This window comes from Gordonia sp. GONU (genome assembly GCF_024733855.1).
Taxonomy (GTDB): Bacteria; Actinomycetota; Actinomycetes; order Mycobacteriales; family Mycobacteriaceae; genus Gordonia; species Gordonia amicalis.
Map to the genome: position 1 here is coordinate 1 of NZ_JANRHB010000100.1, position 529 is coordinate 529.

Here is a 529-nt window from a genome sequence, read left to right on the forward strand (position 1 = left end):
CACCGTCCTGGATGAGGGTCACGGTGGTGCCGATGAGCCGGTTGGGTACCGAGTAGCGGGCCGAGGCGTACCGGATACACGAGAGGCGATCGACCTTACGGGTGACCGGCGGTGGACCGACCTGGGCCCGCAGAGACGGCAACGGGCTCAATGTGTCTCGTTCGATCGTGAGTTGGTCAGCAGGCACGCACAGTGTGTCGCTGTGACGGCGGGTGTTGACCTCGACACACCAGTCCCGCGCGGCCCGGTTCGCTGCGTGCACATCCAGCTGCACGTCGTCACGACCAGCAGCGATCTTGGCTTCGGTCCACAACGGCTGCGCCAGATCCGACTGCGCGTACCCGCAGAGGTTCTCCACGATCCCTTTCGATTCCGGATCGGCGCCGTGACAGAAGTCCGGGGAAAACCCGTAGTGGGTGGCAAACCGCACATACGTGGGGGTGGGTACGACGACGTTGGCGACGACTCCACCTTTGAGGCAACCCATCCGATCAGCGAGTACCTTGTTGGGCACTCCACCGATCTCTTC

The 529-nt window shown here is 63.7% G+C and carries 1 pseudogene; it reads right to left on the reverse strand.

Annotated elements, in window-relative coordinates:
• A pseudogene (locus tag NWF34_RS25355) lies at nucleotides 1–529 on the reverse strand (IS21 family transposase); the annotation flags it as partial.